The organism is Brevibacillus sp. FW306-2-1A-C05A (genome assembly GCF_058781555.1).
In genome coordinates this window covers 8,495-27,933 of the sequence record NZ_JBYSWV010000045.1, presented here as the reverse complement: position 1 = coordinate 27,933, position 19,439 = coordinate 8,495, and the positions used below count along the sequence as shown (strand labels likewise).

Sequence of the window (19,439 nt, the reverse complement as noted above, 5' to 3'; positions counted from 1 at the left end):
GCCCGTCCCTCCCCCTACAAAGCGCCGGAGCGCGGAAACTTTTCGCTCGGCCGTTTGAGCCGCTTGACGCCGATAAAATCCGCGACAAAATCGTTGGCCGGGTGCTGCAACAGGCGGTCCGGCGTGTCGATTTGCACGACAGCCCCGTCGTTCATCAGGCAAATGCGGTCGGCAATTTTGATCGCTTCATCCATGTCGTGCGTGACGAAGACGATGGTTTTATGAATCGTCTTTTGCAGACGGACAAACTCATCCTGGAGTTGCTCTCTGCTGATCGGGTCCAGGGCGGAAAACGGCTCATCCATCAAAATGATCGGCGGGTCTGCCGCCATCGCCCGAATCACCCCGACGCGCTGCTGCTGTCCGCCGCTCAGTTCGGCCGGGTACCTGTCCTTGTATTTTTTCGGCTCCAGTCCGACCAGAGCGAGCAGCTCATCTACCCGTTTCTCGTAGACGGCCGGATCGGTCTTGTTCAGCTTCGGGACCAGGGCGACGTTTTGCGCGATGGTCATGTGCGGGAACAGGCCGATCTGCTGGATGACGTAGCCGATGCCCCGCCTGAGCATAACCGGATCTTTTTTCGCGATGTCTTCGCCGTTGATGGTAATTTTTCCTGATGTCGGCTCGATCAGGCGGTTAATCATTTTCATCGTGGTCGTCTTGCCGCAGCCGCTCGGCCCGATCAGCACAAACAGCTCGCCCGCGCCGATGTACAGGTCCAGGCTTTTGATAATCGGCGCGCCATTGATCGTCTTCGTGACCTTGTCAAAGCAAATCATCCGCATCTCTCCTCGTCATGAAATAGATCATTGCCGCCGGTTCCAGATCACCAGCTTCAACTCCGTCATTTCTTCGATCGCGTATTTGATCCCTTCCCGGCCCGTTCCGCTTTCTTTGACGCCGCCGTACGGCATGTGGTCCACGCGGAAGGTCGGGATGTCGTTAATCAGCACGCCCCCGACATGCAGTTTCTCTGCGGCGTCGAGCGCTGTGTGCACGTTTTCCGTATAAATGCCTGCCTGCAGCCCGAACCGGGAATCGTTCACGCGCTCAATCGCTTCCTCGACCGAGTTCACCCGGTTCACCAAAACAATTGGGGCAAACACTTCCTGGCAGGAGACTTTGAGCGAAGGCCCGGCATCGAGAATCACGGTCGGCTGCAGGATGTTGCCCTCTGCCCTGCCGCCTGCGGCCACCGTCGCTCCCGCCCGTCGCGCCTCGTCAATCCAGTCCAGCGTCCGCTGCACGTCACCCGGGGAAATCAGGGCGGAGATGTCTGTCGTCTCGTCGAGCGGGCTGCCTAACCGCAGCGCCTTTGCGGCTGCGACGAATTTTTCCACGAACGCGTCGTACACCTCCGCATGCGCGTACACGCGCTGCAACGAGATGCACACCTGCCCCTGAAACGAAAACGCTCCGGTGATGCAGCGGGCAATCAGCGGCTCAAGCTCGACGCCTTTGTCGATGATGACGGCGGAGTTGGAGCCAAGCTCCAGTGTCGTCCGCTTCAAGCCCGCCCGGTTGCGGATGCCAATGCCGACACCCGGACTGCCTGTAAACGTCACCATGTTGACCCGCTCGTCCGTGACGATCAGATCGCCGACGACGCGGCCGCTCCCCGTCACGACATTCAATGCCCCGGCAGGCAAGCCCGCTTCTGCCAACAGCTCTGCGATGAAAAAGGCGGACAGCGGCGTCTGCGAGGCGGGCTTGAGCACGATCGTGTTGCCCGCTGCGATGGCAGGCCCGACCTTGTGCGCGACGAGATTCATCGGAAAATTAAACGGGGTAATCGCGCCAATTACGCCAATCGGTTCGCGCAGCGTATAGGCGAGCCGGCCTTCCCCGCCGGGAGCGGCGTCAAGCGGCAACGTCTCTCCGTGAATGCGCTTGGCCTCTTCGGCGGCGAACTTGTACGTTTCAATCGTGCGCGCGACTTCGCCTCTCGCTACCGCAATCGGTTTCGCCGCCTCCTGCGCGATGATCGTGGCCGCCTCCTCGCTGCGTTCGCGAAGCAGGCTCACCAGGCTTTCGAGAATCGCAGCGCGGCGATGCGCCGGCATTTTCGCCATGATGGCTTTTGCCGCGTAGGCAGCCGCGATTGCCTGCTTTGTCTCTTCTTCGTTTGCCGCCGGAATCTCGGCGAGCGCTTCCCCGGAATACGGAGAGCGCAGCTCCGTGTACTGCCCCGCTTTTACCCACTCGCCGTTGATGAACAAGCTTTTTTGCATCGTGTGCATCGCTGGTCCCTCCCCTCTTTTCATGCTTGCGCCTCTTCGATCCCCAACGTCTTCAGCACCATCTCGTGGAACTGCAGGACGGCGTGCTCGGTTGCGGAAAACTTCCCTTTCTGGAAGGCGCGGGACTTGAAGCCGATCTGCTCCAGCTCAACCAGCTCCACGTCCTCGACCCGCACCTGCTCGGTAAACGCCATCAAATCTTTTTCTTCCTGCGTCAACTCGTCATGGCGGAACAAATACGTGTACACGCCCAATGTCGTCTCGTGGTCGATCGGCACCATCTGGATCAGCGACATGTTGCCCGGCCCCGGATAGATCGTCAGCATCAGGTTCGGCCACAGCCAGTAAAAACGGCCGCCCTGCATCTCCGCCTTATTCAGTTCAACCGAGCCGAGTTGCTTATCCGGCTTGACGACCGTCCCTTGCACGGAGTAATTTTCGCACTGGATGATCTGGTACTTCGTCAAATCGAGCGTAGCGGTAAAGCCGGGATGGGCAATCGGGCAATGGTCGCATTCCAGGTAGTTGTCGATGAACGCTTTCCAGTTCGATTTGATGACCCGCGTGTTGACGCTGTATTTTTTCAACTCGCCCAAAAACGGAAACGCCGCCAGATCAGCGAAAAAGTCGCCGTAGGAAGCCGCCAGCGGAACCGCGTCATCATCGAGGTTGACGAAAATCAGCGACGCTTGCACCTCCAGCCTCACCTGGCGCAGACAGGCTTCTGCTGCGCACAGTTGCTCGCCGTTTTTAAAGTTCGGCGCCTTGTTCAGCGAACCGTCGAGCTGGAACGTCCACCCGTGGTAGCCGCATTGCAAAATTTTCTTGTTGCCCTCGGCGTTTTTCTCCAGCTTCGTCGCGCGGTGCGGACAGACGTTGTAAAATGCGCGCAGCGTACCTTCCCGCCCTCGCACGACAAGGATCGGCTCACCTGCCACGTCACAGGTAAAAAAGTCACCGGGATTTTCGACCTGACTGATATGCCCGACAAACTGCCACGAGCGGGCAAAAATCTTTTCCTGCTCTGCGCGAAGCACCTCCGGATCGGTGTATAGACGGTAAGGAAGCGTTTTCACCTCGCGGGTAGTGGAACCAACCTTTGCTTCTTGGATAGACATCTGCCATGACCCCTTTCGTTTTCGCACCATGCCGCATCATTATTGGTTACGGTCTTGCCCCTCCTTTTTGCAAAAACGATGCCACATGCGAAAACCACGGTTATCACGGTGATAATAGTAAAATTATTGAGAAAATTGAGTTTATTCAGGTTCATTTCGAACCGATTTGCACTCACGCGTGGTATGATGGGAAAAACGGCTGCACGCGCGGAGGTTCCCATGTTCAAAGAGTCGGAAAATGGCTTCATCATTGAAATGAGCACGGATATTTTGGAAAAAATCCTCGACCATTCCACCGATGAAATTTACGTGGTCGACGGCGAGACACGGATCGTCTTCATGAACAAAATATGCGCCCAGCACTACGGGCTCAAGCGCTCGGAGGTCATCGGCAAGCGCAACGAGGAGCTGTTCAAGCAAGGCTACTGGACGCCCTCGATCATCCCGATCGTCATGCAGGAAAAGAAGCCCGTCACCATCAAGCAGACGACCTACTACGGCGGCGAGCTTGTCACGACAGCCGTCCCCATCCTGAACCGGACGAAGGAGATCGAACTCGTCGTCATTACCGCCCATGAGCAGAACTTCAAGAAAATCATGCACACCGATCAGGAACCCGCCGACCAAAACCAACTGCCTAACAACATCATCACGAACAGCCAGAAGATGAAGGACTTGCTCACCTTTTGCCACAAAATCGCCCTGGTCGACTCGACGATTCTTTTGCAAGGCGAGTCCGGCACGGGAAAAGGCGCGTTCGCCGCTTTCATTCACCAGATGAGCCGCCGCAAAAACGGGCCGTTTTTGACGATCAACTGCGCTGCGATCCCGGAGGAGCTGCTGGAGTCAGAATTGTTCGGCTATTCGCAAGGCGCGTTTACCGGAGCGAGCAAAAGCGGCAAGCTTGGGCTGATCGAGGCGGCGAACAACGGCACGATCTTTTTGGACGAGATCGGCGAACTGCCGCTGAAAATCCAGGCCAAGCTGCTGCAGGTGATTCAGGAGCACCGCTTTTTGCCTGTCGGCGGCACCGAGTACAAGCAGGTGGACATTCGCATTTTGTCCGCGACCAACCGGGACTTGTCCAAGATGGTGGAAAACAAGCAGTTTCGCGAGGACCTGTACTACAGGCTCAACGTGATCGACCTGAAAATCCCGCCGCTGCGCGAGCGCCCTGAAGACATCGTACCCCTCACCTATTATTTCATCAACCGCTGCAACAAAAAATACGGCGTGGACCGACTGATTTCCCAGGAGACGCTGCAAGCTTTGAGCAGCTATTCCTGGCCGGGCAATGTGCGCCAACTGGAAAACATGATCGAGCGGCTCGTAGTCACGACAGAGTCGATCATCACCCCGGCCGATTTGCCGGACATTATTCATCAGCATAACCGGAATCATCTGCCTTTGTCTTCGGCCGGAAGTCCTCCGCTGCCCCAGACGCTCGACGCAGCGCTGGCGGAGGTGGAAAAACAGATGGTCCGGCGCTCGTACCAAAAGCACCGCACAACCCGCAAAGTCGCCGCTGACCTGGGCGTGAGCCAGACGAAAGCGACGAAGCTGATTCAGAAGTATTGTCGCGATTTGGGTGAGTTGGAATAGGTTCAAGGGGAGGGGGTTACTTGCTAGTTGGCAGAGGGGCTGGTTTCGGCGATCCTTGTTTTCTGGTTGGGAAGCTGGTTGGGGACGTCCCTTCGTTTTCCGGCTGGAGAGCTGACAGACTCCGAGCACTCCTTCCCTTTCTTGCTGAATACCTGGCCCCTTTCCTCCCCGCTCCCAACTTTTACGGCAATGATGCACATTGCTGCTGGCTACTTGCGAGCGAATCCTGCCCCCCGCCCGCTCATGCCGACGACAAATTCGTCCCTCCGAACTCGCCTGCCAAAAAATCACAAAACGACAATTCCTGTCTCTGTCTCCACCTGTCTCATCCCGTCTCCTATCCCTTCCTTTTACCCGTAAGCGCCCTGCTACGCCCCAAACGAGCATCATCACCCTTCCTATAATATGGTAACTTTTCCACCCCTTCGCCCGTCTCTTCGATGAGGTGATTCCAACATGCACATCCACAAATGGTTACGCAAATGCGTAGCGGCTGTTTTGGCATTCATCCTGCTCGGCTACCTCGTCTATCCTCCCCCTTCCGCCCAAGCCTGCTCCTGCGGAGAACAGAGTGCGACGAAGCGGTTGGAAAAAACAGAAGCTGTCTTTCAGGGCGTCGTCACGGACATCCGCCAAAACGGCGAGGATGAAGAGGTGATTTTCGCAGTCACGAAAACGTGGAAAGGGGACAAGCTCCCGGAGCGCCGCACGTTGTCCGCTCCCGGAAGCTGCCATTACCGGTTTGAACGTGGCGTGGAATACGTCGTCTTCGCTTCCGGCTATCAGGCAGAGGACGGATCTACTTCCTTGCGCGTGTACAATTGCTGGGGGACTGCTCCCGTTTCGGAAGCGTATGGAGATATCGCCGAGCTTGATTACGGATTGCCTTTGAACATCCGCCATCTGCTGCCTATTCCCGAGCAGCGCTATGCCTGGTACTTGTCCCTTTTCGATGCGATCAGCGACATCTGCCAGCAGCCAGCCAAATGAACCGTGCACCAAAAACCCCGGAAAAAGAGCGGTGTGCCCTTTTCCGGGGTTTTGCGCGCGAACTGCTCGTGCGGACTCCTCATCCGGACCCCGCCCCTGTTTATTTGCGGATGCCTTTTTTCGTCGCCAGCTCGGTGTACGCACCCGTCTCCTTCTCCGTGTCCTGCGTGAACTGCTGGCGATCCGCATAGGCAGGCTCGACCTGTATCTCGCCGAGCTTTTGCAAATAGGCCGGGTCGCTCGTCATTTTGGCGATGCCTTCTTCCCACTTTTGGATGACGGCATCAGGCGTGCCTTTGGCAAACGACACTCCGGTCCACCAGAACACCGTCAGGCCGTCGATGCCCTGCTCCTGCGCGGTAGGGACATCAGGCAAAAACGGGCTGCGCTCCTCTCCGGCAACCGCGAGAATTTTCACCTTGCCCGCCGCAAGCATCGGCATGATCTCGCCGACTGTGTGCACAGCCAATACCGCGTGGCCGCCCGCTACTTTGGGGACAGAATCGGAAGCGCCTTTGGTCACGATCATCCTCGTCTTGGAAAAATCCGCGCCGATGGCATCCAGCCACTGGGCCACGCCGAATGCGGAAAAGCCCGCGGGTCCCACCGAAGTCCAGGTCAGCTCTTCCGGGTTTTCCCTGACCCACTGGGAAAAAGCGGCGAAGTCTTGCCACGGCGCGTCGGCTTTGACGGCAAAGGCGAGCGTCCCTTTGCCGATCCGCGCTGTATAAATCTGGTCTTCGTTTTGAATCGGGGGATTTTTCATGCCAGCGGCCAGCATCGTCGTATTCGACACGTTGACCGCCAGTGCCGTGTAGCCGTCGTTTTTCGCCTGCTTCAAGGCAAATTCGGCTCCCACGGCACCGCCGCCGCCCGCCTTGTTGACCACGACGATCGGCTGGCCCCATTCCTTGCTCAAATAGTCAGCGGTGGCTCTCGCGACGAGATCGACGCCGCCTCCGGCTGAATACGGCACGATGTACTCGATTTGCCGGGTCGGATAGGCCGCAGCCGTTTCGCCCTGGACGGACTGCCCGGTCGCGCAGGCGCTCACGGTTGCCGCCAGCAAAAAAGACATCGTGACCGACACCCAATGTTTGTATCCTTTCACTACTTTTCCTCCCGTCTCTACACTAGGCTACGTCCACGCCTTTTTTCTGCTCCTCCCGCAACCGCTGGCGGGTTCGCCTGTTCAGCACAAGGGATACGATCAACAGTACCGCGGCCGCAAGCAAAATCGACAGCGACAAAGGGCGAGACAGCACGATACCGAGTGAGCCGCTTCCCATCGCCATCGTCTGGATGAACGATTCCTCCAGCAGCGGCCCGAGAATGAAGCACAAAATCAGCGGCACGACAGGCCATTTATACTTCACAAACAGGTAGCCAAGTCCGCCGAACAAAAAGGCAATCCAGACGTCAAACATGCTGTTGCGCACGCTGTACGCCCCGATCGTGCACAGCATCAAAATGACTGGGGCCATGATGCCAAACGGAACCCGGGTCAGTTTCACCCAGAGCCAGACCATCGGCAAATTCAGCACCAAAAGCATCATGTTGCCGATGAACATGGAGGCGATCACCGTCCAGACGAAGTCGGCATGCTGCGCAAACAACACCGGGCCAGGCGTCAGGCCGTAAATCATCAGACCTGCGAGCAAGATCGCGAGCGGCGGAGAAGACGGGATGCCGAGCGAAAACAACGGGATGAAGCCCGCGCTGCTGGTCGCGTTGTTGGCCGCTTCCGGCGCTGCCACACCTTCGATCGCTCCGGTTCCGAATTTCTCCGGCTGGCGGGAAACTTTTTTCTCCAGATCGTAAGCCAAAAAAGCCGTAATCGCCGCCGAGCAGCCTGGAAGCAGCCCGAGGAAAAACCCGACAAGCCCGCCTCTAAGCATCGGCGCGGCGCTTTTTTTCATGTCCGCCTTTTGCGGATAAACGCTACCAGGCTTGCCAATTACGGTCGCCTTGCGCTTTTCCGCGATGCCCTTGAGCACCTCGGTAATGGCAAACAGCCCGATGATGATGCTAATCATGTCCAAGCCGCCCACGAGCGACGAGATGCCGTAGTCAAAGCGCGGCATGCCGGACGATGGCCCCAGGCCGACCAATGACAGCGCATAGCCGAACGCCCCCATCAAAAACGATTTCAACAGCGAGCCGCCCGACAGGCTGACCATCAAGGTGAGCGCGAGCAGCATCAGCGCAAAATATTCAGGCGGCCCGAACTTCAATGCCTGATCGGCGAGCAACGGCGCGAAAAACACCAGCCCGATCACGCCGACTACCCCGGCGACAAACGACGCGATGGCCGAGATGCCGAGCGCTGGCCCGCCCTTCCCTTGCTGGGCCAGCGGGTAACCATCCAGACAAGTAGGAACGGACGACAGCTCGCCCGGTATATTGAGCAGAATCGCCGTCGTAGAGCCGCCATACATCGCCCCGTAATAAATGCCAGCCAGCATAATCATGCCCTGGGTCGGCTCCAGCACGGTCGTCACCGGCAGCAAGATCGCGATCGCCGAAGTTGGCCCCAGCCCCGGCAGCACCCCTACAAAGGTGCCAATCAAAGCCCCGAGCGCTGCCATGAGCAGATTTTCCAGGCTAAACGCAGTCGCAAATCCGACCAGCAAAAGCTGCAGCGTATCGATGGTCAGCACCTCCTACCACAAATCCCCGCCAGGGAAAAGCATTTGCAGCCACAAAATAAACACCGCGTACATAGCGCCAGTCAACAGAAGCGAGTAGAAAACAGCGACGTACAATCGATAAAAGCCGATCAACATAAAAAAGGCAACGGAAGCAAGCGCCGTAGCAAGCAAATAACCCATCGCGCCAATCAGCCACGCGTAGAGTAGAAGACTCAACCATGCAAACAAAACGCGCGGTCTTTCGTCTCCCGGCGCAACTGCCTGACGCGGCGGCGCAGCGTGCGCTTTGCCGGGATAAGACTGTACCAAAAGCACGCCCCCGAGCATGACGAACCAAAACCCGAGTATCGCAGGCAGCGTATGGTCTCCTACGTACAAGGACTGCGCATAAGCTTGTAACCGATACGCCTCCAGCGAAATCATGACGCCAATCGCCATGCAAAACAACGCGCCGATCCAATCAGCCCGGTTGTGCGGGCGTCTCACAAGCACCACCTCAGCTCCTGAAAAGCTACCATCAACCTATGGCACATTCGCCTATTGTGTGCGGGCAAAAAAAATGCCAATACCAGTCTTTGCGAAGACGGCAATGGCGTCGGATTACCATTTGATTTGGTCACTCATATGGATGATGGCCTGCGCGACTTTTGCTTCGTAGCTTTCCTTGCTGCACAGTTCTTTCCATAGTTGCTCCTGTTCTTCGTGAGTGAGCAGGTCGCTGCGGCCCGCCCTTGTCTGTATGGCCCCCTTCAGCGGCGCGGCGTTTTGGCCGGTTTCGCAGCCGTGGCTGACAAGCTCGTGCACCAGGAGCATGTTCAACAGCTTGTCCATCTTCGCCTGCCTCCGGGCCAGATGCGGCTCCATCCGCTTGGCGACCAGCCACAGCTTTTCTGTTTGCTCTTGTGCGGTTACCATGACTCTTTCGCACCCCCATACTATATATATCTAAATATAATTACTTATATCTAATTATAATAAACATTTTGCGAAAGAGAAGCCAGATCGACCTGTTTTCATGGATGGGGTTAACTTTTTCTTTGCAATTTCATCCGACTTAGATAAAAATTTGATCCTATACAAAATAGAAAAATATGGAAATTTTGCGATAGAATCTCCAAAAAGGAGCAGTGTTTATGCAAAAGCAAGCGAAAATCATGTTTAGTTGTTTACTCGTTGCCGCTGTATCCATTACTGGCGCATCTGTTCTTGCAAGCAAGAGTAATGTAGCCGAATATAGAAGCTATTTAGAAAAGCACATTGAGGAAAAACTTGAAGTTGCTTATGATAGCGCGGCAGCAGTATTTACGTTTTGATGACAGCGACTACCAACTTTTTCGAGCAGATAGTCTTGACCGACCAGAAGAGATGTCGACAGATGACTATACCTTTTTACGATTGACCATGGGCGAAACCATCTTCCAAACGAACGAGATTGAGAAAGGAGATTTTGCCCCGGCTATTTACATTAAAAATAGCCTGGATGAAGCAGTTGTCCTTTTGAAGAAGCAAAATGGTGAGAATAAAAAGTTTACTTATCAGAAAGATGACACGGCAAAATTAAGATGGAAGCTAGTGGAACAAGAAGCGGCTGATGGCGAGGCGGTAAAAGTATCTGCGCCGCAATCATTCGATGCCTTCGTACAAGAAAAGCTTCAAATTAACTGCCAAAAAGTCGGTTACGCTTCTAGCGAAACCGACTTTTTGAGTGTCTAAAGTTCCTCGACATTGTAAATGCGCTATTCGTTGACGTTACTCTCATAGTAGATAGAGCTTCGGAGGGAGTTCACAAATAGACGAGTCTGAGCAACCGTCTCTAGTCACTGCGATTTTTGCTCCCCTTCACGCTGATGGGCTTCCACAAAAAAACTGCCACCCGCCAGTCAATGAAAACGACTGGCGAGCAGCAGCTCCCCCCTCTTCCCTTATGCGATTATTCCATTGTCAAAACGACGCGGCCATTGACTTGGCCTTTTTCCAAGCGCTCCAGCACCTCGTTGATTTTATCGAGTGGCTGGGTTTCGATGATGGCGCGGACTTTGCCGCGCGCGGCGAAGTCGAGCGCTTCCTGCATGTCTTTGCGCGTTCCGACGATCGAGCCTTTGACGGTTACGCCGTTGAGCACTGTATCGAAAATCGGGATTGGCAACTCCGCATTCGGCAAGCCGACTACGACGAGCGAGCCGCCGCGGCGAACGGACTTGTACGCCTGCTCAAACGCTTTTTTCGTCACAGCCACGCTGATCGCGCCGTGTACGCCGCCGATCTGCTCCTGAATCGCCTGCACAGGATCAACCTCGCTGCCGTTGACGGTCAGGTCAGCCCCTAGTTCTTTTGCCAAGTCCAGTTTTTCCTGGTGAATATCTACCGCGACGACGTTGTAGCCCATCGCCTTTGCATATTGCAACGCTACGTGGCCCAGTCCGCCGATGCCGTAAATCGCTACCCATTCGCCCGGCTTCACGTTCGCGACCTTCAGTGCTTTGTAAGTAGTGACTCCTGCGCACAAAATCGGCGCTGCCTCTACGTCGCCCAGCTCATCCGGAATGCGCGCGACATAAGCTGCCGGCGCTACGCAATACTCTGCGTAAGCTCCATCTGCGGAGTAGCCGCCATTGAGCTGCTGCAGGCACAGCGTCTCCCAGCCTGTGAGGCAGTAGTCGCATTCGCCGCACGCCGAGAACAGCCACGGGATACCTACGCGATCGCCCAGCTTGAGCGACGTGACGCCTTCGCCGAGCTTTTCAACCACGCCTACGCCTTCGTGTCCCGGAATCAGCGGCAGTTTTGGCTTGACTGGCCAGTCTCCGTGCGCCGCATGCAAGTCAGTATGGCAGACGCCGCACGTCTTGATTTTCACCAAAACCTCGCCGTAGCCGACCTCTGGGACCGCTACTTCCTTCACTTCCAGCTTTTGATGGAACTCGTTGACCACTGCTGCTTTCATTTGGACCATCCTCCTCTTTCCCCCTGGGCATTATGTATGCCTGTTCGGCGGTAATCCGCTTACGTCCCTTTATCATTGCAAGCAGCATGCCAAACTGTAAGCGCTTTACATTTCGCGGTTTTTCGCGATATGTCGCGGAAATTCGCACTCGGACTGGCCGTTTTTTCGGCCCACTCAGCCAAAAATTCGGCCCGCCAGCCAAGCTTTTGGCCAAAAAAGGGGATTCTCCCCTGTCTGCGGTATTACTACATAGCGGAAAAAGGGGGTAAAAGCATGCAAATATCCAAGTTCATGACACCGGAGATCATCTTCGGAAACCAGTCCATCGGCCAAGTCGGGGAAAGTCTTCGCAGATTGGGTGCCTCCCGTGTCTTTCTTGTCAGCGACCCCGGTGTCGTGAAGGCAGGCTGGGTCGAGCGGATCATCCACTACTTGCAGCAGCAACACCTCGATTATCATCTGTGGACAAACGTGACAGCCAATCCCAAAGATTACGAGATTCACGCCGGAATCGCCGCTTACCGCGCGGGCGAGTGCAACGCGATTCTCGGCGTTGGCGGCGGCAGCGCCATTGATGCGGCCAAAGCCATCGCCCTGCTTGCCACCAACGAAGGCAGCATCGTCCAGTACGAAGGCGTCGATCGCATCCTGCATCCGCTCCCGCCCATGGTCATGGTGCCGACCACTGCTGGCTCCGGCTCGGAAGTATCGCAGTTTTCCATTATTGTCGACAGCGAGCGAAAAGTAAAAATGACGATCGTCTCCAAATCGCTCATTCCCGATATCGCCATCATCGACCCGCAAACGTTGATGACTAAAGACCGACAGCTCACCGCCAATACAGGCATGGACGTCCTGACGCATGCCATCGAATCGTATATTTCCCTCGCCGCGACACCGCTCACCGAGGTACACTCGCTGCAGGCGATGCGGCTTATCGCCCAGCATTTGCGCCCATCTGCCGCCAGCCAGTACAACGCTTGCGCCAAGCAGGCGATGGCCATGGCGAGCTTGCAGGCGGGCATCGCTTTTTCCAACGCCATCCTCGGAGCCGTACACGCCATGTCCCATCAACTGGGCGGCTTTCTCGACGCGCCGCACGGGGAAGTGAATGCGATCCTTTTGCCTCACGTACTCGAATACAACTACATTGCCGCCCCGGAAAAATACAGGCAAATCGCCGAATGCCTGGGCGAGAACACTTCGGGCCTGAGCACCCATGACGCTTCCCGCCTCGCGCTGAAAGCGGTGAAGGACCTGGCAAACGACCTCGACGTCCCCCACTCGCTGTCTGCCATCGGGCTGCACCCGGAGCAAATCGAGCTATTAAGCTCGCTCGCCCTGCTCGACGTCTGCATGACCACCAACCCGCGCGACATGAGCGTCCAGGACGTCGCTGCCCTTTTTCGCCAAGCATTATAGGAGGCCGCCATGCAAAACAAACAGGAGATATTGGAAAAGCTCACCGGGATATCGTCCTCGCGCAAAAGCTACTACAGCGAGCTTGTCTATCTCGTGGAAGAAATGAAAAAGAAAAACCGCCAGCTCGCCGTCATCAACGAGCTGACGCAAATCCAGATCAACGCCACCTGGCCGCAAACCAGCAGCTATCTCGCCGCGCAACTGTCGCAAATTCTCGCCTTCGAGCACTTTGCGCTGACAATCGTAAAAGGCGGCATGCCCGCTTCTTACTTGTGCATCTGGACCGACTCCGACTGGCAATGCCGCACCTTGACCCAGCCCGCGGCTGCCGATCCGGCGCTGTTTATCGAGCAGGTCCACCAAAAGCTGGCGGAGGTGCTGCCGCAGCATTTTGCCACGTCCGTTCCGCTGCGCAGCCAGTTGAACCAGACGTTCGGCTTTTTGACCTTGCTGCACCAGGAAAAGCGCCAGGCAGACAAGGAGGAAACAGAGCTGATCGAGCTGGTCGCCAGACACGTTGGCGTCGTCGTGGAAAACAGCCTCTTGTTCCAGGATGTGAACGAAAAAATCAAGATCGAGGCGCAACTGATCCAATCCGCGAAAATGGCCGCAATCGGGGAAATGGCGGCCGGAATCGCCCACGAGCTGAACAGCCCGCTGACTGCGATTCTCGGCAATTCCCAGTTGCTCCTGCGCGACATGGCGGATGGCCCCACCGCTCCGCTCATGCGGGACATTTACCAGTGCGGGGTGCGCTGCAAAAAGATCATCCAAAACTTGCTGACTTTTTCCCGGCAGGAGGAATATTTGTTTGAGACTGTCTCCATCGACGAGGTCGTGGAAGATGTGCTCGGGCTGATCGGCTACCAGTTGTCTGTCTCCGGCCTGACCATAACCCGGGAAATGAACGTGCCGAGCCTGCTGTTCCACGGAAGCCGCCATCAAATCGAGCAAATCGTCATCAATCTGCTGCTGAACGCCAGAGACGCGCTCGCAGACAGTGAAGCGCCGCAAATTGTCATTCGCTCGTTTCTCGCAGAAGAAGCTGGCGTCCGCTACGTAGGCTTGTCCGTTTACGACAACGGGACAGGCATCCCGAAGGAGCAACTGCCGCAAATCTTCCAGCCGTTCTTTTCCACAAAGGAACGGACAAAAGGAACCGGACTGGGCTTATCCGTCAGTCTCGGCATCGCGGAAGCGCACGGCGGCAGGCTGTTTGCGGAAAGCGAAGAGAACGGCTACAGCAAGTTCACGCTGCTGCTGCCGCTGCTTGAGAGAGAGGAGGACAACCATGGAGCCGAAACGAATTTTGATTGTCGATGATGAGACAGAAGTAACCACCTTTTTCACCTATTTTCTCCAGCGCAAAAACTGCGAGGTCGTCGTGGCGAATACAGGCAAACAGGTCGAGCGGCTGCTGCATGACGCCTCCCAGCACTTTCATGCCGCCCTCGTCGATTTGAAGCTGCCGGACGCCGACGGCCTGGAGCTTTTGCGCGAGATCAAGGCGGCCCATCCCGCGTGCGAGGTGCTGATTATGACGGGCTACAGCACGATCAAATCGGCGGTCACAGCCATGCAGTGGGGCGCCAAAGACTATTTGGAAAAGCCGTTTGACGACCTGGACAGCCTGGAGCATGTCATCGACTCTGTTCTGTCTGCCTCGGCGAAGCAAAAAGATGACCTATCCCAAGAGGCCGCGCAATATGGTATCGTGTATTCAGCAGAAAGTCCGATGGCCCAAGTGACGGCCATTGCCAAAAAGTTGGCAAAAAAAGCAATTCACGTCCTGATTGAAGGAGAAACAGGCACGGGCAAGGAGCTGATGGCCCGTTTTCTCCACGGAGCGAGCAACCGCGCTCAGCAGCCGTTCGTCGCCTTCAACTGCGGTGCCGTTCCGGAGTCGTTGCTGGAAAGCGAGTTGTTCGGCTTTGAAAAAGGCGCTTTTACCGGGGCGATCAAGTCGCGAAAAGGCTTGTTTGAGCTTGCGCACAACGGCACGCTGTTTCTCGATGAGATCGGCGAAGCCCCTCTCTCGATTCAGGTCAAGCTGCTCCGCACGCTGGAAACGGGAGAGTTCATGCGGGTCGGAGGCGAACAGGTCGGCCAGAGCAACATCCGCTTCATCTCGGCCACGAACCGCAACCTGGAGCACGAAGTCGAAATGAACCGTTTTCGCAGCGATTTGCTCTATCGGCTGGAAGGAATCAAGCTGGCGATTCCTCCCCTGCGCGAGCGGACTTGCGATATCCCGGCCATCGCCCACTACTATTTGCAAAAGCGCAGCGGCACCCCGTGCGAGATCGAGGCGGACGCTCTGGAGCTTTTGCAGCGCTACGACTGGCCTGGCAACGTCAGACAACTGCTTAACGTGCTCAACCAGACCATCGCCCTGCACGAATGCGAGCGGCTGCGCGCAGAGCATCTGCCAGCCCAGCTTCGGCAAAGAGCGGCGCAGCCGAAGCTGCAAGGGCGAGAGCAGCCCGCCGAAGACCAGCCACAGCCCGGCAGCATCGAGCAGGCGATCGAGCGGGAATGCGCGCGCTTCGTGGAATCGCTCACCCGCAACATCCCTTCCATCGAAGGCGTCGACTTCGAATATTTGCAAAAACGAATCAAGCTCCTGGAAGGGGAAATCGGGCGGGCGATCATCGAAAAAGGACTGAGCGAGACAAAAGGAGACAGGCAGTTGTTGAGCAAGAAATTGAATATCACCAAGCGGACGATCCGCTACATTCTCAATGAAAAGGGGTAATGCCTCGCCGACCTGCGCTGATCCCCTGTTAGGAGGCAATACGTTGTGGTACCCCAAAAACAGCAATCTGGGTTGATCGCCAACCTCAAAAACATCCCGGCTGATTTTTCGCTCTCTGCCGTTATCGTCGGCCTGATCGCTACGATGGTGTCGTATGCGGGGCCGCTTCTGATCGTGTTTCAGGCAGCGCAAGGCGCGGGCCTCAGCGAAGCCGAGCTGTCCTCCTGGATATGGGCAATCTCGATCGGCAGCGGCCTGACCGCGATTATTCTCAGCATCTGGTTCAAAACGCCAGTCATTACGGCATGGTCGACGCCTGGTGCCGTCCTGCTCGTATCGAGCCTGACCGTCTATCCGTACAGCGATGCGATCGGGGCGTACCTGTTTTCCGCCGCCGTCATCACCCTGCTCGGCGTCTCCGGCTTGTTTTCCATCTTGATGAAATACGTGCCGCAGTCGATCACGACCGCGATGCTCGCCGGGATACTGTTGTCCTTTGGCGTCGATGTGTTCGTTTCGATGCAGCATTTGCCTGCCCTGGCTTTGCCGATGATTTTTTGCTACCTGTTCGCCAAGCGCTGGTCTCCGCGCTACGCGGTCGTGCTCACGCTCCTGGTCGGGCTGGCCGTCGCCTTCGCGATGGGGCGCCTGCAGCTCGATTCCGTCCAGATGGCGTTGGTCAATCCCGTGTTCACGCTGCCGACCTTCTCGCTCGATGCGATTGTCGGCCTGGGGATTCCGCTGTGCATCGTCACGATGGCTTCGCAGAACGCGCCGGGAATCGGCGTCCTGAAGGCAGACGGCTACGACACGCCTGCAAGCCCGCTCGTAGCCACGACCGGGATCGCTTCGCTCTTGCTCGCTCCGTTTGGCTCGCATGGGATCAACCTCGCTGCGATTACGGCTGCCATCTGCACGGGAAAAGAAGCGCACCAGGACCTGTCGAAGCGCTACATTGCGGGAATTGCCTGCGGTGCCTTTTACCTCGTGTTCGGCATGTTTGGCGCTACGATCACCTCTGTCTTTTTCGGGCTGCCGAAGGAGCTGATCGCCGTCATTGCGGGACTGGCTTTGTTCGCTTCGCTCAGCTCGAGCCTCGCCCAAGCGATGAGCGATATCAAGGAACGGGAATGCGCCCTCGTCACCTTCCTCGTCACGATATCGGGCATCTCCATCGGCGGGATCGGCGCCGCCTTCTGGGGGCTGATTGCGGGAGTGATTACGAATTTGATTTTGAATGGAAACGTGCGCAAGTGGTTCGTGCGGCGGAAAAAGGACGCGCGGCCGTTGGCTTAGTTGGGCTGCTTTGCAGGAAATGTCTCCCTGTACATGGAAAATCTGGCCTACGCCCCCTTTCCAGCTCTTGATCCATCGGAAAAATAAATACATTTTTCTTTCGCAAACTAAAAAGCGGGCGTCCTCTTTGAGAGATACCCGCTTTTTTGCTGCTGCCGTTTCGTCGCGTGAGCCTGCGTGATGAACGCTGTCTTTGTCGTGCCGTTACCGATACAGCCCTTGCTCGCGGGCGTAGTTTCCCCAATGCGGGCGGCTGCCGTCCCGATCGACAAACGGATACTCGTCGGAAAGCCCCCACGTGCTCAGTGCCTGCCCCGCTTTTTCGGCGATGGCGGGATCAGCGGCGAGCGCGGCGACTGCCCGCCCGATATACAGCGGAGTTTCCGACACGATGAAATGCGGATCTTTTTTGACCGCCTCTTTCCACGTCTCTTCCGTCACGCCAAAATAGTCGAGCATCTCCTCTGAACGCAAGAACCCGGGTGTCAGCGCCAGAGCGGTAACGCCATGCGGACGCAGGTCCTCGGCCATCGCCTGAGCCAGATGGATCACTGAAATTTTGGCCAGACTGTAGTACAAGTGCTGGCGATACCGATAGTCGACCCCGTCCGTGATCTCGATGATGAGCCCTTTTTTCCGCTCCACCATGAGCGGTGCGGCATAGTAGCTCGTAATCATATGCGTGTGGACTGCGCGCTGTTGCATCAGCAAACCATCTGCCAAAGAATGCTCCCAAAACGTTTTTCCCCAGACAGTCAACTTCTCTCCGCCCCAGATGTCGTTCACCAAAATGTCGAGCTGGCCGTTTTGCTCTGCTTTTACCCGTTCAAACAGCGCTTTCACTTCGTCTTCCTGCGAATGATCGACTCGGACCGCAATGCCGACTCCGCCGCTGGCCGTCACCAGCTCGGCCGTCTCCTCAATCGTCTCGGGCCGGCCCAAGTCAGACTGCTGGCCTCTCACGCTGCGTCCCGTTACATACACGGTTGCGCCCGCTTCCCCCAAGCCGACGGCAATCCCGCGCCCTGCCCCTCTCGTTCCTCCTGCGACTACTGCGACTTTTCCTTGCAAGGCTTTCATCTTCGCATTCCTCCCTTTTCGTTTCGCACCACGCATAAGTGCCTGACGCGCGATGTTACGCTGCATGCCGGCGGTCGGTTGACCACATGGAACAAGTGTAGCGTTTTATATATGACATCGTCTGTCATATTGGGTAAAGTAAAATGAACAGACATAGCAAACGATCTTTTGGTGAGGAGTGATTATCATGCGGGCTGACCGACTGCTCTCGATCTTGCTGCACCTGCAAAATCACGGCCGGATGACAGCCAGGCAACTGGCGGAAAAACTGGAGGTGTCCGAGCGGACGATCCATCGGGACATGGAAGCCTTGAGCGCGTCTGGCGTGCCCGTCTACGCCGAACGGGGCTCTGCTGGCGGATGGGTTTTGGCGGAGGGCTATCGCAGCAATTTGACCGGGTTGAAAACAGATGAACTGCAATCGCTCATGCTATCCTCCCCGTCCGCTCTGTTGAACGACCTGGGGCTTCGGGACGAGTACGAGCAAGCTTTTCTCAAGCTGCTGTCCGCCTTGCCGCAGAGCGTTCAGCAGGACGCCTGGCACGTGCGGCAGCGGCTGCATATCGACGGAGCTGGCTGGCACGAGTCAGATGAATCGTTTCCCCTGCTCGCCACCATCCAGGACGCCGTCTGGCTCACCCGCAAGCTCTGGGTCCGCTACCAGCGTGAGGACGCGCTTGTCGAGCGAATCGTGCACCCACTCGGACTGGTCGCCAAGCGTAGCGTCTGGTATTTGGTGGCGCAGGTCGACGCGGATATGCGCACGTACCGGATCTCCCGGTTTACGGAGGCGCGGGTGCTGGAGGAGTCTTTCGTCCGGCCTGAAAACTTTGATCTCGCCAGCTATTGGGAAGAATCGACGAAACAGTTCAAGGCAAGCCTTCCGCGCTATCCGGCTGTCATTCGCGTCCGCGAAGAGGCGCTGCCCCGGCTGAAACAGGAGCGCTACGTAAAAATAGCTTCCATCCAATCCGTTGCCACAAACGGTTGGCTGGAAGCCGAGGTGGAATTTCATACGCTGGACTCTGCCTGCATTTTGGTGCTCGGATACGGTCCGGCGCTCGAAGTGCTGCAGCCGGATGAGCTGCGGGCAGAAGTCGTAGCGAGTGCTGCTGGTATCTTGCGGTTGTATGGGGGCGGGGGCCTTGCCAACTGAGGTCTGGCTGACCGCTTAACTGATCGCGCGACTTTCCGCTTGCCTGTTCAAACGACTAACCGCTTGCCTGTTCAAACGACTAACCGCTTGCCTGTTCGCTCGGCCTTCCGCTTGCCTGTTCGCTCGGCCTTCCGCTTGCCTGTTCGCTCGGCCTTCCGCTTGCCTGTTCGCTCGGCCTTCCGCTT

17 protein-coding genes and 1 pseudogene are annotated in these 19,439 nt (G+C 56.7%); 9 read left to right on the top strand and 9 right to left on the bottom strand.

Annotated features, from left to right (window positions below; genetic code table 11):
- Nucleotides 1–53: 53 nt before the first annotated feature.
- The 3 genes and pseudogenes from AC3WJN_RS21005 to AC3WJN_RS20995 form a co-directional block, all read right to left on the bottom strand.
- A pseudogene (locus AC3WJN_RS21005) lies at nt 54–779 on the bottom strand (ABC transporter ATP-binding protein); the annotation flags it as partial.
- Between the two features lie 27 nt (nt 780–806).
- Nucleotides 807–2,264, bottom strand: a complete 1,458-nt coding sequence (locus AC3WJN_RS21000; protein ID WP_122952989.1) for an aldehyde dehydrogenase family protein — start codon at nt 2,262–2,264, stop codon at nt 807–809.
- Entirely contained in the window at nt 2,261–3,358 is a 1,098-nt protein-coding gene (locus AC3WJN_RS20995) for an aromatic ring-hydroxylating oxygenase subunit alpha (protein WP_007783852.1), read from the bottom strand. The genes AC3WJN_RS21000 and AC3WJN_RS20995 overlap by 4 nt, the downstream gene beginning before the upstream one ends.
- A 219-nt stretch (nt 3,359–3,577) precedes the next feature.
- Here AC3WJN_RS20995 and AC3WJN_RS20990 point away from each other — a divergent pair, with 219 nt between their 5' ends.
- Together AC3WJN_RS20990 and AC3WJN_RS20985 are read left to right on the top strand one after the other, a co-directional pair.
- On the top strand, nt 3,578–4,960 hold the full coding sequence (locus AC3WJN_RS20990; RefSeq protein WP_007783855.1) for a sigma-54 interaction domain-containing protein: 1,383 nt from the start codon (nt 3,578–3,580) through the stop codon (nt 4,958–4,960).
- A gap of 456 nt (nt 4,961–5,416) precedes the next feature.
- Entirely contained in the window at nt 5,417–5,950 is a 534-nt protein-coding gene (locus AC3WJN_RS20985) for a hypothetical protein (protein ID WP_492329327.1), read from the top strand.
- Between the two features lie 100 nt (nt 5,951–6,050).
- On the opposite strand, the gene AC3WJN_RS20980 is transcribed toward AC3WJN_RS20985, so the two are convergent.
- The 4 genes from AC3WJN_RS20980 to AC3WJN_RS20965 form a co-directional block, all read right to left on the bottom strand.
- Complete coding sequence (locus AC3WJN_RS20980) at nt 6,051–7,028, bottom strand: tripartite tricarboxylate transporter substrate binding protein (protein ID WP_035317275.1); 978 nt, start codon at nt 7,026–7,028, stop codon at nt 6,051–6,053.
- A gap of 55 nt (nt 7,029–7,083) precedes the next feature.
- On the bottom strand, nt 7,084–8,610 hold the full coding sequence (locus AC3WJN_RS20975) for a tripartite tricarboxylate transporter permease (RefSeq protein WP_007783871.1): 1,527 nt from the start codon (nt 8,608–8,610) through the stop codon (nt 7,084–7,086).
- Nucleotides 8,611–8,613: 3 nt separating this feature from the next.
- Nucleotides 8,614–9,093: a tripartite tricarboxylate transporter TctB family protein gene (locus AC3WJN_RS20970; protein ID WP_492329326.1), complete on the bottom strand. Its 480-nt coding sequence runs from the start codon at nt 9,091–9,093 to the stop codon at nt 8,614–8,616.
- Nucleotides 9,094–9,201: 108 nt separating this feature from the next.
- Nucleotides 9,202–9,516, bottom strand: coding sequence for a hypothetical protein (locus AC3WJN_RS20965; protein ID WP_492329325.1), 315 nt, complete (start codon nt 9,514–9,516; stop codon nt 9,202–9,204).
- A 218-nt stretch (nt 9,517–9,734) separates the two neighbouring features.
- Here AC3WJN_RS20965 and AC3WJN_RS20960 point away from each other — a divergent pair, with 218 nt between their 5' ends.
- Together AC3WJN_RS20960 and AC3WJN_RS20955 are read left to right on the top strand one after the other, a co-directional pair.
- The gene (locus AC3WJN_RS20960) at nt 9,735–9,914 is read left to right on the top strand and encodes a hypothetical protein (protein ID WP_309479035.1); all 180 of its coding nucleotides are present in this window, start codon (nt 9,735–9,737) and stop codon (nt 9,912–9,914) included.
- On the top strand, nt 9,877–10,314 hold the full coding sequence (locus AC3WJN_RS20955; RefSeq protein ID WP_492329324.1) for a hypothetical protein: 438 nt from the start codon (nt 9,877–9,879) through the stop codon (nt 10,312–10,314). Before AC3WJN_RS20960 ends, AC3WJN_RS20955 begins: the two co-directional genes overlap by 38 nt.
- Nucleotides 10,315–10,531: 217 nt before the next feature.
- On the opposite strand, the gene adhP is transcribed toward AC3WJN_RS20955, so the two are convergent.
- Nucleotides 10,532–11,545 (bottom strand): alcohol dehydrogenase AdhP, encoded by a 1,014-nt coding sequence (gene adhP, locus AC3WJN_RS20950; protein WP_005827442.1) that lies wholly within the window; start codon nt 11,543–11,545, stop codon nt 10,532–10,534.
- Between the two features lie 273 nt (nt 11,546–11,818).
- Between adhP and AC3WJN_RS20945 the strand changes: the two genes are divergently transcribed.
- From AC3WJN_RS20945 to AC3WJN_RS20930, 4 genes are read left to right on the top strand one after another with little or no spacing between them, the layout of a single operon-like run.
- Complete coding sequence (locus tag AC3WJN_RS20945) at nt 11,819–12,967, top strand: iron-containing alcohol dehydrogenase (RefSeq protein WP_005827443.1); 1,149 nt, start codon at nt 11,819–11,821, stop codon at nt 12,965–12,967.
- A 9-nt stretch (nt 12,968–12,976) separates the two neighbouring features.
- A complete protein-coding gene (locus AC3WJN_RS20940) occupies nt 12,977–14,290 on the top strand; it encodes a sensor histidine kinase (protein WP_007783883.1) in 1,314 nt (437 codons plus the stop codon).
- On the top strand, nt 14,259–15,722 hold the full coding sequence (locus AC3WJN_RS20935) for a sigma-54-dependent transcriptional regulator (RefSeq protein WP_007783886.1): 1,464 nt from the start codon (nt 14,259–14,261) through the stop codon (nt 15,720–15,722). Before AC3WJN_RS20940 ends, AC3WJN_RS20935 begins: the two co-directional genes overlap by 32 nt.
- A 45-nt stretch (nt 15,723–15,767) precedes the next feature.
- The gene (locus tag AC3WJN_RS20930; protein WP_005827448.1) at nt 15,768–17,018 is read left to right on the top strand and encodes a benzoate/H(+) symporter BenE family transporter; all 1,251 of its coding nucleotides are present in this window, start codon (nt 15,768–15,770) and stop codon (nt 17,016–17,018) included.
- A 204-nt stretch (nt 17,019–17,222) separates the two neighbouring features.
- On the opposite strand, the gene AC3WJN_RS20925 is transcribed toward AC3WJN_RS20930, so the two are convergent.
- A complete protein-coding gene (locus AC3WJN_RS20925) occupies nt 17,223–18,098 on the bottom strand; it encodes an SDR family oxidoreductase (RefSeq protein ID WP_007783889.1) in 876 nt (291 codons plus the stop codon).
- A gap of 187 nt (nt 18,099–18,285) precedes the next feature.
- Between AC3WJN_RS20925 and AC3WJN_RS20920 the strand changes: the two genes are divergently transcribed.
- Complete coding sequence (locus AC3WJN_RS20920) at nt 18,286–19,254, top strand: helix-turn-helix transcriptional regulator (protein WP_007783892.1); 969 nt, start codon at nt 18,286–18,288, stop codon at nt 19,252–19,254.
- Nucleotides 19,255–19,439 lie beyond the last annotated feature (185 nt).

What these genes read in the sequence shown, in the direction of transcription:
- AC3WJN_RS21000 (WP_122952989.1), bottom strand. Translation starts at nt 2,264, where the DNA reads ATGAAAAGAGGGGAGGGACCAGCGATGCACACGATGCAAAAAAGCTTG.
- AC3WJN_RS20995 (WP_007783852.1), bottom strand. Translation starts at nt 3,358, where the DNA reads ATGTCTATCCAAGAAGCAAAGGTTGGTTCCACTACCCGCGAGGTGAAA.
- AC3WJN_RS20990 (WP_007783855.1), top strand. Translation starts at nt 3,578, where the DNA reads ATGTTCAAAGAGTCGGAAAATGGCTTCATCATTGAAATGAGCACGGAT.
- AC3WJN_RS20985 (WP_492329327.1), top strand. Translation starts at nt 5,417, where the DNA reads ATGCACATCCACAAATGGTTACGCAAATGCGTAGCGGCTGTTTTGGCA.
- AC3WJN_RS20980 (WP_035317275.1), bottom strand. Translation starts at nt 7,028, where the DNA reads ATGTCTTTTTTGCTGGCGGCAACCGTGAGCGCCTGCGCGACCGGGCAG.
- AC3WJN_RS20965 (WP_492329325.1), bottom strand. Translation starts at nt 9,516, where the DNA reads ATGGTAACCGCACAAGAGCAAACAGAAAAGCTGTGGCTGGTCGCCAAG.
- AC3WJN_RS20960 (WP_309479035.1), top strand. Translation starts at nt 9,735, where the DNA reads ATGCAAAAGCAAGCGAAAATCATGTTTAGTTGTTTACTCGTTGCCGCT.
- adhP (WP_005827442.1), bottom strand. Translation starts at nt 11,545, where the DNA reads ATGAAAGCAGCAGTGGTCAACGAGTTCCATCAAAAGCTGGAAGTGAAG.
- AC3WJN_RS20945 (WP_005827443.1), top strand. Translation starts at nt 11,819, where the DNA reads ATGCAAATATCCAAGTTCATGACACCGGAGATCATCTTCGGAAACCAG.
- AC3WJN_RS20940 (WP_007783883.1), top strand. Translation starts at nt 12,977, where the DNA reads ATGCAAAACAAACAGGAGATATTGGAAAAGCTCACCGGGATATCGTCC.
- AC3WJN_RS20935 (WP_007783886.1), top strand. Translation starts at nt 14,259, where the DNA reads ATGGAGCCGAAACGAATTTTGATTGTCGATGATGAGACAGAAGTAACC.
- AC3WJN_RS20925 (WP_007783889.1), bottom strand. Translation starts at nt 18,098, where the DNA reads ATGAAAGCCTTGCAAGGAAAAGTCGCAGTAGTCGCAGGAGGAACGAGA.
- AC3WJN_RS20920 (WP_007783892.1), top strand. Translation starts at nt 18,286, where the DNA reads ATGCGGGCTGACCGACTGCTCTCGATCTTGCTGCACCTGCAAAATCAC.